The sequence below is a fragment of the Telluria sp. ZB4P36 genome (assembly GCF_059685865.1).
Genome location: NZ_JCASIE010000007.1, coordinates 63,648 through 77,550 on the forward strand (window position 1 = coordinate 63,648; position 13,903 = coordinate 77,550).

At 66.5% G+C, this 13,903-nt stretch carries 11 protein-coding genes; 7 read left to right on the forward strand and 4 right to left on the reverse strand.

What is annotated here, in order from left to right:
• Position 1 precedes the first annotated feature (1 nt).
• Both AC56LK_RS11800 and rpoD read right to left on the reverse strand, forming a co-directional pair.
• Positions 2-778: a transporter gene (locus tag AC56LK_RS11800; protein ID WP_497184702.1), complete on the reverse strand. Its 777-nt coding sequence runs from the start codon at positions 776-778 to the stop codon at positions 2-4.
• Between the two features lie 198 nt (positions 779-976).
• Positions 977-3,682 (reverse strand): RNA polymerase sigma factor RpoD, encoded by a 2,706-nt coding sequence (rpoD, locus tag AC56LK_RS11805; RefSeq protein ID WP_497184703.1) that lies wholly within the window; start codon positions 3,680-3,682, stop codon positions 977-979.
• A gap of 591 nt (positions 3,683-4,273) precedes the next feature.
• On the opposite strand from rpoD, the gene AC56LK_RS11810 reads away from it, so the two are divergent.
• A complete protein-coding gene (locus AC56LK_RS11810) occupies positions 4,274-4,789 on the forward strand; it encodes a ProQ/FINO family protein (protein WP_497184704.1) in 516 nt (171 codons plus the stop codon).
• Positions 4,789-5,427, forward strand: a complete 639-nt coding sequence (locus AC56LK_RS11815) for a 3'-5' exonuclease (RefSeq protein WP_497184705.1) — start codon at positions 4,789-4,791, stop codon at positions 5,425-5,427. Before AC56LK_RS11810 ends, AC56LK_RS11815 begins: the two co-directional genes overlap by 1 nt.
• Here AC56LK_RS11815 and AC56LK_RS11820 read toward each other — a convergent pair.
• Complete coding sequence (locus tag AC56LK_RS11820) at positions 5,424-6,152, reverse strand: class I SAM-dependent methyltransferase (protein ID WP_497184706.1); 729 nt, start codon at positions 6,150-6,152, stop codon at positions 5,424-5,426. The two genes, AC56LK_RS11815 and AC56LK_RS11820, sit on opposite strands and share 4 nt — an antisense overlap.
• A gap of 103 nt (positions 6,153-6,255) precedes the next feature.
• On the opposite strand from AC56LK_RS11820, the gene AC56LK_RS11825 reads away from it, so the two are divergent.
• The 5 genes from AC56LK_RS11825 (at position 6,256) to AC56LK_RS11845 (ending at position 12,736) form a co-directional block, all read left to right on the forward strand.
• Positions 6,256-6,963 (forward strand): c-type cytochrome, encoded by a 708-nt coding sequence (locus AC56LK_RS11825; RefSeq protein WP_497184707.1) that lies wholly within the window; start codon positions 6,256-6,258, stop codon positions 6,961-6,963.
• Positions 6,960-8,219, forward strand: coding sequence for a cytochrome c (locus tag AC56LK_RS11830; RefSeq protein ID WP_497184708.1), 1,260 nt, complete (start codon positions 6,960-6,962; stop codon positions 8,217-8,219). Before AC56LK_RS11825 ends, AC56LK_RS11830 begins: the two co-directional genes overlap by 4 nt.
• Before the next feature lie 152 nt (positions 8,220-8,371).
• On the forward strand, positions 8,372-10,372 hold the full coding sequence (locus tag AC56LK_RS11835; protein ID WP_497184709.1) for a TonB-dependent receptor plug domain-containing protein: 2,001 nt from the start codon (positions 8,372-8,374) through the stop codon (positions 10,370-10,372).
• A 1-nt stretch (position 10,373) separates the two neighbouring features.
• Positions 10,374-10,874, forward strand: a complete 501-nt coding sequence (locus AC56LK_RS11840; protein WP_497184710.1) for a YfiR family protein — start codon at positions 10,374-10,376, stop codon at positions 10,872-10,874.
• A complete protein-coding gene (locus AC56LK_RS11845) occupies positions 10,871-12,736 on the forward strand; it encodes a putative bifunctional diguanylate cyclase/phosphodiesterase (RefSeq protein WP_497184711.1) in 1,866 nt (621 codons plus the stop codon). The genes AC56LK_RS11840 and AC56LK_RS11845 overlap by 4 nt, the downstream gene beginning before the upstream one ends.
• Here AC56LK_RS11845 and AC56LK_RS11850 read toward each other — a convergent pair.
• Entirely contained in the window at positions 12,733-13,719 is a 987-nt protein-coding gene (locus tag AC56LK_RS11850) for a tripartite tricarboxylate transporter substrate binding protein (protein WP_497184712.1), read from the reverse strand. The two genes, AC56LK_RS11845 and AC56LK_RS11850, sit on opposite strands and share 4 nt — an antisense overlap.
• Positions 13,720-13,903: the final 184 nt, after the last annotated feature.

A 13,903-nucleotide genomic window follows, 5' to 3' on the forward strand; every position in this document is an offset into this window, starting at 1 on the left:
GTCAGAGCTTGAAGGAGAAGCCGATGGTGAAGGCCGTGTCGGGCGTACGGCTGTTCAGGCCGCGCGACAGCATGGCGTCGAGCTGGACGGTGTCGGACAGGAGATAGGCGCCGCCGACGTCGAAGCTGGCCTGGGTGCCGCCGTGCTCGCCGCGGGCGATCTGCGGCATGGCCACTTCGACGAAGCCGCGCAGGCGTTCGTTGATCGACTTGCCGACCACCACGCCAAGGATGCCGTAGCGGTAGCGGCCGTTCTCGCCGCGTTCGATGCCCACCCCCGGCATGACGCCGAGCGAATAGTCGTCCGGCAGCTCCCATTCGCCGACCACGCGCAGGGAAGGACGCACGCCCTCGCCACGGAAGGCGCGCGAGCCGCTGTCCAGGTCCGCATGCAGCAGGACGCCGACCGACGGCAGGCTGCCGGCGGCATCCATCGCATGCCATTTCAGGCCGAGCGAGGTGTCGGCATAGCCGTGCGTGCTACTGCGCAGGCCAGCCTCGCTGCTGCGCTGGTGCATGCGGCCGTCGGTTTCGGCACGCAGCTCGAAGGACTCGCCGATGCCGTAGCGCAGCAGGGTGGGCGTGGCGAACAGGCGATCACGCACCTGGCCGCTGCGGTCGCGTTCCAGCAGCACGCTGGTTTCCACCTGCAGCCGGTTTCGGCCGACCACATTGCTCGATTCGACGAAGTCGGGACGGTCGGTGGCGATGCTGTCCTGGGCATGTGCCGCAGGAAGGGCGCACAGGGCGAAGGCGGCAAGGAAGACGGCATGCTTCATGAAAGATTCCAAAAAGTTAAGTAGATGCGGGAAGAGATGTTTCCTTTAAGCATGATCCTTTGTTTGCGAACCACACGTCAATATATGCGTGCCACATTGTTTGCAAGAGACAAACAAAGCGTTGTTGCTGGACGGCACCGGGCAAAAAAAATGCCGCTCAGTCAAAACTGAACGGCATTTTTTACCAGACGGTAAAAATTACTGGTTGTGCAGGAAGGTCTTCAGCTTGTCCGAACGCGAAGGCTGGCGCAGCTTGCTCATGGCCTTGGCTTCGATCTGGCGGATACGCTCGCGGGTCACGTCGAACTGCTTGCCCACTTCTTCCAGCGTGTGGTCGTTCGACATCTCGACGCCGTAGCGCATGCGCAGCACCTTGGCTTCGCGCGGGGTCAGCGAGTCCAGCACTTCCTTGATCACGTTGCGCATCGACGCATGCAGTGCGGCGTCCAGCGGGGCCAGGGTGGTGTTGTCCTCGATGAAGTCGCCCAGCTGCGAATCGCCGTCCTCGCCCATCGGGGTTTCCATCGAAATCGGCTCTTTCGCGATCTTCATGATCTCGCGAACCTTGTTCTCCGGCATTTCCATCTTGGCCGCCAGGGTCGGCAGGTCCGGCTCGCTGCCGGTTTCCTGCATGATCTGGCGCGAGATGCGGTTCATCTTGTTGATGGTCTCGATCATGTGCACCGGCACGCGGATGGTACGGGCCATGTCCGCGATCGAGCGCGTGATCGCCTGGCGGATCCACCAGGTCGCATAGGTCGAGAATTTATAACCACGGCGGTACTCGAACTTGTCCACGGCCTTCAGCAGGCCGATATTGCCTTCCTGGATCAGGTCGAGGAATTGCAGGCCGCGGTTGATGTATTTCTTCGCGATCGAGATCACCAGGCGCAGGTTGGCCACCGTCATTTCGCGCTTGGCCTGGCGCGCACGCTTCTCGCCGGCCGCCATCTGCTTGTTGATGCGGCGCAGGTCGGCCAGCGGCAGCGCCACGCGCGCCTGCAGGTCGATCATGCGCTGCTGCAGTTCCTTGATGGCCGGCAGGTTACGGTTTAATACAGCACTATATGGATAAGCGCAGTCGACTTCGCGGTCGCCCCATTGCAGGTCGGTCTCGTTGCCCGGGAAGACCTTGATGAAGTGGGCGCGCGGCATCCCGCAGCGGTTCACGCAGATGTCCAGGACGGCGCGCTCGATGGCGCGCACTTCGTCCATCTGGCCGCGCAGGGTGTCGCACAGCTTTTCCACGATCTTGGCGGTGAAGCGGATGCCCAGCAGCTCGTTCGAGATGATGGTCTGGGCCGCTTCGTACTCGCTTGATCCGTAGCCGACCGTCTTGAAGGCGTGGCCCATGCGGTCGAACTGCTTTTCGATCAGGGCGAACTTCTCCAGCGCGCTCTTGCGCAGCTGGGCCAGCTGCTCGGTCGAGTAACCGGCCGCGCCGCCGCCGACCGCGCCGTCGGTTTCTTCCTCTTCTTCCTCGATCTCTTCTTCGTCCTCGTCGTCCGAGGCGGCAGCGGTGCTGCTCGGCGCCGGGGCCGATTCGTTGAGGTCGACGAAGCCGTCCACCACGTCGTCGATCTTCATCTCGTCGCTGGCGATCTTGTGCGACAGCGCGATGATTTCCGAGATCGTGGTCGGGCAGGCCGAGATCGCCTGCACCATGTCCTTCAGGCCTTCTTCGATGCGCTTGGCGATCTCGATCTCGCCTTCGCGGGTCAGCAGCGACACCGCGCCCATTTCGCGCATGTACATACGGACCGGGTCGGTGGTACGGCCGAAGTCGGAATCGACGGTCGACAGCGCGGTGGCGGCGGCCGCTTCCACTTCGTCGTCGCTGGTGGCGGTCGGCACGTTATCCGACAGCAGCATCATTTCGGCTTCCGGGGCGCGCTCGTAGATGGCGATGCCCATGTCGTTGAAGGTCGCGATGATGCCTTCGATCGCTTCCGGATCGACGATGTTTTCCGGCAGCTGGTCGTTGATCTGGGCGTGGGTCAGGTAGCCGCGCTCCTTGCCCAGGTTGATCAGGTTCTTGATCTGCTGGCGGCGCTTTTCCAGTTCCGTTTCCGAGAAGCCGTTCTCGCCGCCGAGCATGCCCGCCAGGCCCTTGGCCTTGCGCTCGCGCAGCTTCGAGGCCACCTTCATCTCGGCGCGCTCGACCGCGTTCAGTGCCGCGACTTCGTCGTTTTCCGGCACGAACTCGCTCGGCTTGCGGCCGCGGCGGCCCGGGACCTTCACCTGCGGCAGCAGGTAGCCCGAGGTGTCGATCTTGGCCAGCGCGGCGGCATCGGTGGTGGCGCTGACGGCGCCCACGGCGGTGGCGGGTGCCGAAGGGTTGCCAACTGCGGCACTGGCGTCGGTGCGGCGGGTGCGGGTGCGCACGGCCTTCGGCGCGGCCGACGTATCTTCAGCGGCGGCCTGGACGACCGCGGCAACTGGCGCTGCCGGTGCTTCCGCCACGGCAGCCTCGGCCTGCGGCGCTTCCGCCGCGGCGGCTTTCAGGGAGGCCAGCTTCGAGCCGCGCTTGCGCACGACGACCGCCGCGACGTTCGGCACGGCGGCGGTGTAGTCCTCGAAAGGCGCCGGGTCGGCCGCAGGCGCAGCCTCGACCGGCGCTTCGGCCGCTACGGGCGCTTCCGCCACCGGCGCGCTCAGCTCTGCAGCCGGCGCGTCCAGCAGCGCTTCATTGGCGGCTGCCTCCTGGCCGGCCGGCACCCCGTCGGCTTCCAGCGCGGCCTTGGCCACCGCCAGGCGCGAACGGGTTTTCACCACCGTCACCTTGGCCGCCGCTTCCGTTTCCAGGAAGTAGGAGGTCGCGGTTTTCGGCACTGCCAGCTGTGCCGTAGCCTTGGCGGGCGCTTTTTTGGCGGTCAGTGTCAGTGTCTTGGCGGTGTTTTTCATAGTAAAACTCTCTCCAGTCGAGGCGCGCAGCGCGCCTGCGAAGTTCAATGTCAGCGGAATCTCAGCGAAACCCGCGTGCGGGTCCAGTGTGGATCGGTGGCGGAAGCGGCCCTACCTGAGGGCGGACACGCGGACTTCAAGCACGTCTTCCCCAGGGCGGCCGGCGATCCCCATGGGATGGCGGCAGACAAAGGAAAAATGGACGATGTTTAAAATCACGGTATGCATGTCGGAACGAAAAAAAGCCCGTCAGGTGAAACGGGCTTGCATCTCATGTTCAGGGAAGAACAGAAGGAAGGCGATATTATGCCGTATTGCAAGAATTGGTGATAATTGAAATATCCCATATGGGATATCACCACCCTGAATATGACATGAAGCGATTCGCCGATCTCCCGGTATGTCTGCGGCGGCGCAAGCCGCGCGCAAGGCAAGAGGCGGATCATACACGATTTCACGCCCGCACGCCTGCCGCCCATTCGCCACGCCCGTCAAGTAATTCTAAAGATTAATGGAACAAGTACAATACGGCCCGCACTGGTGTCCGGGCGCCGTGCTATCCTTCGCATTCCCGTTCTTACAATGAAGTCAATGAATACCAATACCGCTGCCGAGACCGTCGACACCACCGCTCCTGCCACTCCCGAGACGCCGGATTCGCCATCCGCCGCTCCCGCAGCTGCTCCGGCCTCTCCGGCAGGCGCCACCCCGGCGCCGTCCGCACGCGCCCTGCTCAAGCAGCTCCAGCAGGAATTCCCGGCCTTCCGCGACTGCCTGCCGCTGGCGATCGGCATCGACAAGCAACTGCTGGCACGCATGCCCGACCTGAACCGCAAGGCCATGCGCGCCGCCCTCGGCATCCACACCGGCTCGATGCGCTACCTGCGCGCCATGGAAAAAGCCAAGGTGCGCTACGATCTCGACGGCACCCCGGGCGCCGAAGTGACCGACACCCACCGCCAGCACGCCAAGGAACAGCTGCAGGAGCGCTTCAAGAAGGAAGCCGAGCGCAAGAAGGCCGAGCGCGACGCCGCCGCGGCCGAAGAGGCGAACCGCCAGCGCCAGGAAAAGCTGAAGGCGCTCGCCTCCAAGTTCTCGCGCAACTGATGGTGGAGCCGAGCGTCGTCGACATCGACGAACTGCCTGCGTACGAAGGAATCCGGCTGGCGGACGTGCGCATCGTACGTACGCCGCTCGATGCGGCCGCCGCGCTGGCGGCGCTGTCGCAGGCCGACGTGATCGGCTTCGACACCGAATCCAAGCCCACCTTCTCGAAGGGCGAAGTCTCGACCGGGCCGCACCTGGTGCAGCTTGCCAGCGACGACCTGGCTTACCTGTTCCAGATCGGCAGCGCGGCCAGCGCACAGACGGCGCTGGAAGTACTCAAGCCCCTGCTCGAATCGGACAGCATCCTGAAGGTCGGCTTCGGCCTCGGGGACGATCTGAAACGCCTGCGCACCAAGCTCGGCATCGAGGCACGCAATGTGCTGGACCTGGCAACGGCCATGCGCCGGCGCGGCGAGCGCAACACGCTCGGCGCCAAGACCGCGGTGGCGCGCTTCTTCGGCCGCCGCCTGCAGAAATCGCGCCGCATCACCACCACCAACTGGGCCCTGCCCCAGCTGAGCGAAAAGCAGGTGCTGTACGCGGCCGACGACGCCCACGTGGCCCTGCGCCTGTACCGCTACTGGCGCGCCAATCCGCCGGCGGACGAGGCTATCGTTCCTGCCCGCCGTGCATCCTAACTTCGCTTCCTGACCACGAAATAAGCTTCCGGGCAGACCGCCGTTCCCAGTGCCGGGAAGGGGCTGGCGCTCGCCTTCTTCAGCGCGAAGCGTTCGCCCAGGGCCTTGCGGAACACGCGGTGGTCGAAACCCATATGCTCGTTGTGCACCTCGACCCTAGGGGGCAGGATGCCGACCGGACGGTCCTTCGGCGGCATGCCGAGGGTCGCCATCAGTACGTGCTTCGGCGTCGCGTCGAAGGCGCCATAGCGCCGGCTCATGCGGAACAAGCCCTTGTACAGCGCCGGCAGGCCCACTTCGACCGGCACGCCGAACACGGCTTCGCCGTCTTCCTGCAGCAGGGCCGCCACCTCACCCAGCGAGGCCCCGCGCATCGACAGCGGAATGTGCTCGAAGACCTCGAGGCAGAACAGCAGGTCGGCCTGCCCCTTGGGGATGGTGTCGACGGAGGCATGGAATTCGACCCGGGGCAGGCCTTTCAGCTCGATCCTCGCTTCTTCCAGCAGGTCGGAGCATGGCTCGTAGCAGATGATGACGGCGTTCGGGTAGGCGAGGACCAGGTGCTTGCACAGCTCACCGCTGCCGGCGCCGAAATCCAGCACGCAGCGCACCGATCCGGGGGGCTTCCGGGCGAAGCCGATGGCGCTGTGCAGGCGCTGCTGCTGCAGCCAGCGCTTGATGGGATTGCGGTCCCTGAATACCCCATCCGTATAACTGACACCCATCCTGCGCCCCGGCGGTCCAAAGGGGTGGGAGTATAGCAAGGCCGCGAGCCGTTTCGACGCCATCCGCGTTATCATCCCGGCATTGCTACTGCCGGGTTCACTCATGAGTCGACGTAAGCTGTTCGCTGCCTTGCTGCTCTGCGCCGGTGCGTCGTGCGCCGCGCCTCAAGCCGTTCCGGACACCCTGGCCCAGCGCCTGGTCGCCTGCACCTCCTGCCACGCGCGCGTCGATGCGCGCGGCAATCCGGTGAACGACAGCTACTTCCCGCGCCTTCAGGGCAAGCCGGCCGGCTACCTGTACAACCAGCTGCTCAACTTCCGCGAAGGCCGGCGCCAGTATCCGCTCATGACCTACCTGGTGGACCACCTGCCCGATCCCTACCTGCGCGAGATCGCCGGCCATTTCGCGGCCCTGCCGCCTGCGGCCCATGGCGCCGAGGCACCCACCGTGTCGGCGCAGGTGCTGGAGCGCGGCCGCCAGCTCGCACTCAACGGCGACGGCGCGCGCAAGGTCCCGGCCTGCGTGGCCTGCCACGGCCAGCGCCTGACCGGCGTCGAACCCGCGATCCCCGGCCTGCTCGGCTTGCCGCGCGACTACGTCAACGCGCAGTTCGGCGCCTGGCGCAACAAGGCGCGCCGCGCCCATGCGCCCGACTGCATGGCCGCGATCACGGCGCGCCTGTCGCTCGAGGACGTGAATGCCGTCTCGAGCTGGCTCGCCGCCCAGCCGATCCCCGCCGACCCGCGTCCGGCGCCGGCGATCGTACGCCCCCTCCCCCTTGCCTGCGGCAGCGCCCCGGAGCAGCCATGAAGAAGATCGCATTGGCATTGGCGGCGGTTGCCGTCGCCACCGTGGCCATCGCCTGGCCGCGCGAGGAGTTCGTTGCATCGACCTCGCCCGCCGCCTGGGCCGCGACGCCGGAGAACATCGCGCGCGGCGCCTACCTCGCGCGCGCAGGCGACTGCGTGGCCTGCCATACCGCGCGCGGCGGACCGGAATATGCGGGCGGACGCGCGCTCGACACGCCTTTCGGGCGCCTGGTCGGCCCCAACCTCACGCCGGACCGGGAAACCGGCATCGGCCTGTGGTCCGCCGACGACTTCTGGAACGCCCTGCACAACGGGAAGTCGCGCGACGGCCGCCTGCTCTACCCCGCCTTCCCGTACACGAACTACACCAAGGTCTCGCGCACCGATTCGGACGCCCTGTACGCCTACTTGCGCAGCCTGGCGCCGCAGCGCCGGCGGAACCAGCCGCACGAACTCGACTTCCCCTATGACCAGCAGGCCCTGCTGGCGGGCTGGCGCCTACTCTACTTCAAGCCTGCGGTGTTCACGCCGCAGCCGGCGCGCGACGCCGAATGGAACCGCGGCGCCTACCTGGTCGAGGGGCTGGGCCACTGCAGCGCCTGCCACAGCACGCGCAACCGCCTCGGTGCAACCGGCGACACGCTGTCGGGCGGCCTGATTCCCACCATCGGCTGGTATGCGCCATCGCTCACGGCCAGCGGCGAAGCGGGACTCGGGGACTGGGACCAGGAGCATATCGTCGCGCTGCTGCAGACCGGGGTTTCTCCGCGCGGCTCGGCCACCGGACCGATGGCGGAAGTGGTAGCGCGCAGCCTGCAGCATCTGAACCGGGCCGACGTGGGCGCGATGGCGAGCTATCTGAAATCGCTGCCGTCGACCGAGGCGCCGGCGCAGGACAGCGGCGAGCGCGCCAGCGAGCCGCTACTGGCCGAGGGCCGCCGTCTGTATGGATCGTATTGCGTGGATTGCCATGGGGCCGACGGCAAGGGCAAGGCGCCGGCTTATCCGCCGCTGTCCGGCAATCGGGCGGTGACGCTGACGCCGGCCGTGAATGCGATCCGGATCGTGCTGAATGGCGGCTTCCCGCCGGGAACCGCGGGCAATCCGCGGCCGTATGGTATGCCGCCCTACAGCCATGAGCTGAACGATGCGCAGGTGGCCGCGGTGCTGACCTATGTGCGGGCCAGCTGGGGTAACGCCGCGGCGCCGGTGTCGGTGCCGGATGTGAATCGCTATCGGAGCGTACCGCTGGACTGAAGGCACAGAGAGGCAGGTCGGAGAAGTGTTGTTTTGTGTTTACACAATCAATGCCCATCGTCTGACGTTGTATTTCTTTAGGTTATTATTCGTATATAAAAAGAAATATCACGAATTGTCACAGACCCGCCTGAATCGAGCACCTTCACTCCATGCGCCGACGCTTCCCAGCCACCTGCCCAAGCAATGTGCGACTGCTGACCCAGCTGGCAACTGCCTGGCTGGCGTGCGCCTCCTGCCAGGCCCTTGCTGCGCCGCCGGAGCTGGCTCGGGTCCCGCTGGAAGAGCTGATGGGAATGAAGATGGTGAAGGCTGCTTCCAAGTTCGAGCAACTGGTGGCCGAAGCGCCCGCCGCCGCGAGTGTACTGAGCGCATCCGACATTCGCCTGCACGGCTGGCGCACCCTGGGCGATGCCCTGGCCAGCTTGCCCGGCCTGTATGTCACGGACGATCGCAACTACACCTACCTCGGCGCGCGCGGATTCCTGCGGCCCGGCGACTACAACAGCCGCTTCGTGTTGATGGTCGACGGAATACGCACCAACGATTCGACCTATGACCAGGCCATGCTCGGCAACGAAGGACTGGTCGACATGGACATGGTGCAGCAAATCGAGTTCATTCCTGGCGCCGGCTCGGCCATGTACGGATCGAGTGCGCTGTTTGGCGTGATCAACGTCGTCACGCGCGACGGCTATGCGCTGGCCGGTCCGCGCGCTGCCGCGGCGCTGGGCAGCCGCGGCGAGAGGCGCCTGCGCGCCAGCTACGGCTGGCACGGCCAGCAGGGCGCCGACCTCCTGATGGCGGCCACGGTGCTCACCGGCGACGGCGAAACGCTGCGCTTCCCCGCACTCGGCGGCGAAGCGGTACGGGGGCGCGATGGCGAGCAGGCCCGCCAGTTCCTGATCAAGGCAAGCTATGGCGGGTTTACGCTGTCCGCCAACCATGTCCGCCGGACCAAGGGCCTGGCTACCGGGTCCTACGCTGCCATACCCGATGCCCCGAACCGGACGATCGACGCCCAAGGTGTGGCCCAGCTCGGCTTTGAGCGCATCCTTGCGCCAGGCCTGGCCTTGTCGGCCCAGGCACTCTGGGGACGGGCGGACTACCTCGGCTACTATCATTATCCCGACGCCCAGGACCGTCCGGCCCCGAACGTCGATGGCAGCCGTGCGCGCTGGTACGGGCTGAATCTGCACGCCACCCTCACCCGCGTCGCCGGTCACCAGATCCTGCTCGGGGCCGAGATCCAGCGCGATGCGCGGCGCGACCAGTTCAACTTCGACACCTCTCCCTACCTGAGCCTGCTGGACGACCGCCGCTCGGCCAACCGGCGCGCGGTGTTCGTCGAGGACGAGTGGCGCCTGGGCCCGCAAGTGCTGCTCAACCTCAGCATGCGTCATGACCACCACAGCACCGGCGCCCGCAGCAACAACCCGCGTGCCGCCCTGGTCTACCGCACGCCGCAGGGCGGCACCGCGAAACTGATCTACGGCAAGGCCTTCCGGGTGCCGAACGCCTACGAGATGTACTACCAGGTCCAGGGTGAAGGGGGCCAGCTGGCCAATCCCGGCCTGGCGCCCGAGCGCATCGCCACCACCGAGGCGGTGCTGGAGCAGGCCTTCGGCGCCAGCTGCCTCGCGCGCCTGTCACTGTTCACCTACCACACGCACGACCTGATCTCGCAGCAGGAAGATCCCGACAGCGGCCTGCTGGTGTTCCGCAATGTCGACCGCGCCCAGGCGAACGGCCTGGAAGCCTCGGTCGAGCAGGTGTATGCCAGCATGGCACGGGTCCGCGCCAGCTATACCTGGCAGCGCGCCACCGACGGCGACGGCCAGGCGCTGAAGGCGTCGCCGCGCCAGTTGGCAAAGCTCGACGTCGACCTGCCCCTGTTCGCCACCCGTGCCTGGCTGGGCGGCGAGCTGCGCTGCATGTCGTCCCGTCTTACGGAACACAGCCGTGTCGGTGGCCATTGCGTGGCCAGCCTGACGCTGTCGAGCACGCGCATGGTGCCGGGCGCGGACCTGTCCCTGAGTGTGTACAACCTGGCCGACCGGCGCTATGCCGATCCCGCCGGGCCGGCGTTCGCCCAGGAGGCGCTGCAGCGCCAGCGTCGTACGGCCGTCGCCAAACTGGCCTACAGGTTCTGACATGCTGTCCCGCTCCGCCCGCCTCGCCGGCACGACATTCGGCAGCCTCCTGCTAGCCGTCCTTCCCTGCCGCGCCGAGGTGCGCGATGTCGAACTGAAGGCCGCCTACATCTACAACTTTGCCCAGTTCACCGCCTGGCCCGGCGAGCGCGCCCGCCTTCCGCTGGAGGTGTGCGCCGAGCGCGCCGGCGTGCTGTGGCAGGCGCTGCAGGCCTACAACGGACGCCAGGTCGGCGGGCGCGCCTGGCGCCTGACGGACGCCACCGGACGTCAAGGCGGCCTGGGCTGCGACATCCTGGTGCTCGGACGTACCGCCGAGACCCAGGCCGGCCCTGGCGTGCTGGTGGTGCGCGACGGCGCGCGTCCAGGCGCCTCGCCCTCCGCGATCACGCTGGTCGACGACGACGAGCAGCTGCGTTTCGACATCGATACGCACGAGACGGAACGTGCCGGCCTGCGGATGAGTTCCAAACTGTTGCGGCTCGCCAGGAACGTGCTATGAACAATGCATTCATCCCCCGCGTGCCCGGCATCGCGCGCATGCTCGGCACCGGACAGTTGCTCGCCGCCGTGGTCGGCTTCATCGTTCTCGGCGGGCTGCTGTTGTCGTATCAGTTCGTCACCTTGCGCCAGGGCCTGCAAGCGGACCTCGAGATCCACGCCAAGGTGCTCGGGGAGAATATCTCCGCGCCCTTGATGTTCGGCGACCGCGAGGATGCCAACGATGTCCTGCATGCATTCCTGGCTGACCCACTCCTGGTCGAGGCGGTCGTACACGATGAGTCCGGACGCGAGTTTGCCGCCTTCCGTCGCAGCCCGCTGGCATCCGGCGCGCTGGCGCGGCTGGTGCCCGGATGGCAAGGCACGGCCACGATCCGACGCCCGATTGTCCACCGCGACCGCACCGTCGGCAGCGTGCTGCTGCGCGCCGACACCGGCGCCATTGCGACCGCGCTGCGCAACCATGCGGCCCTGTTCGGCCTGTCCTCGGTCGGTGCCCTGCTGGCCAGTACCCTGTTGTCGCGCCGCAGCCGCCAGCGCGTCGCGCGCGCCGAAGCCGAACTTGCCTATCTCGCCTATACCGATCCGGTGACCGGCCTGCCCAACCGGCGACGAGGGCAGGAAGAGCTCGACGCAGCCCTGCTGCATGCCCGGGCGCGCGGCGAGCGCGTGGGCCTGATGCTGATCGACCTCGACAACTTCAAGCTGATCAACGACAGTGCCGGCCACGCCGCCGGCGACCAGCTGCTGTGCCAGGTCAGCGCCCGTCTGCGCGTGGCGGCGCGCGATGGCGACCTGGTCTGCCGCTTCGGCGGCGACGAATTCATCGTCATCGCCCGGCCGCTTGCGTCGCACGCCCAACTGGCCGACATCGCGGCCGCGTTCAAGGACTGCTTGCGCCGGCCGGTCCAGCTGGACGCCATGGAGGCGACCGTGACAGCCAGCATCGGTACCTGCCTGTTTCCGGACGATGCAGCGAGCGCGGAAGAATTCATGCGTAACGCTGATGCCGCCCTGTACCATGCCAAGGAAAGTGGGCGCAACCGCGTCAGCGAATTTCAGTCTGCCATGATGCATAGCACCCAGCGCCGCGCCCAACTGGAGCGCGACCTGCAGCGCGCCTTGAAGGACGAGGGACTGGCCGTGTTTTACCAGCCCCAGTTCGACTGCGCAAGCAGACAGATCATCGGCGTGGAAGCGCTGCTGCGCTGGATGCACCCCGAGCATGGCTTCGTCCCGCCGGACGAATTCATCCCTATCGCCGAGGAATCAGGGTTGATCGTCGAGATCGGCGAATGGGTCCTGGAACGCGCCTGCGCCGACGTCGTGGCCCTGCGGAAAAAAGTCGACTGCCCGCTGCACGTGGCGGTGAACGTCTCGGCGCGCCAGTTCCGGGAATGCAATTTCGCAAGCAAGGTGGAGCGGATCCTGGAGCGCACCGGCCTTCCTCCGACCTCGCTCGAACTGGAGCTGACCGAGAGCATGGTGATGCAGGATCGCGGCGCCGCCATCACCTTCATGCACGCGATGCGCGCGATGGGTGTCCGTCTTTCGATGGATGACTTCGGCACCGGCTATTCTTCGCTGTCCTACCTGCAGTCCTTTCCGATCAACAGCCTCAAGGTAGACCGCAGTTTCGTGCGACCACTCCCCGAGGCGGGCCAAAGGCTGGTGAGTGCCGTCATCGGCCTGGCACATGACTTCGGCCTGACCGTGGTGGCGGAAGGGGTAGAGAATGGCGCGCAACTGGAGTGGCTGCGCCAGGCTGGTTGTGAATACGCGCAAGGATATTTGCTGGGGCGCCCGATGCCTGTTCTGGCGCTGCAGTCACGGCTGCTCGAGCAGTCTCGATCGGCAGCCTAGCGCTCGCGCACCAGCTTGAACTGCGCGGCCCGTCGGTTGTAATCGGCAATCGACTCCCTGATGTACTGCGTCAATGCCTCGCCGGTCCGCGAAAACGGATACAGCCCCGCTTCCGCCCGCATGCGGGCGAACTCGGGATTCGCTTCCATGCCGGCAAACGCATCAACCCAGCGCCGGTAGTCCGCATCGCTCACCCCCGGTCCCATCCACACCCCGCGAATCACCGGCCACACCACGTCATAGCCCTGCTCGCGCGCCGTCGGCACCTTGGCCAGCGGCCCGGGCAGCCGATGCTCCGACAGCACCGCCAGCACCCGCATCGTGCCGCGGCCCTCGTACAGCAGGGCTTCCGACGCGTCGCCCGAAATCGCCTGTACGTGCCCGGCCTGCATCGCAACGAACTGCTCGCCGCCGCCTTCCAGCGCGACGAAACGCATCTTGCGCGGGTCGACGCCGGCCTTGCTGACCAATAACGCCATCTTCATCCAATCCTGGCTGCCGATGGTGCCCGACATGCCCACCAAGACCCGGCGGGGGTCGCGCCGCAGGGCCTGCAGCAGCTCGCCCAGGGTCTTGTAAGGCGAGCCGGCGGGAACGGCGACCATGCCGTAGTCCGTCCCGAAGGCCGCCACCCAGCGCACGTCGTCGGCGCTGGCCTTGCCGAATTTGCCACGTGCGAGGTTGAGAACCGAGCCGCCGGAAAACGCGACCAGGGTGTTCGGCTCGGCGCGGCGCTGCGAGCCCAGGGTATGCCACGCAACCGCGCCGACGCCGCCCGGCATGTAGCTGAGTTTCAGCCGCGGCACGCCGGGCTGGTCGCGCAGGCCGAGCTGCGCCAGCTTGCAGGTCACGTGCATCGCGCCGCCCGGCTTGGACGGCACCAGGCATTCGGCTTCGGGGGGCTGTCCGGCGGCGACGGCAAAGCCGGCCAGCGCCAGCCAGGCCGGCAGCAGCAAGGACGACAGGGTGCGCAGCATCTTCATGCACCCATGATAGCCCGCAGCGTCGCGCTCCGCTCAAAGAGGAAATTCGAAAGGGAAAGCGCTGCCGGGACGGCGAGCGCGAGGGCCGACTGCTTCATCTTGTCTCCGTTGATCTTGTATACGACCTTGTTTTGGCCCACTGTAAACGGGCCAAGCTTTCAATCAGCTTTCAACCGGCCGCAAA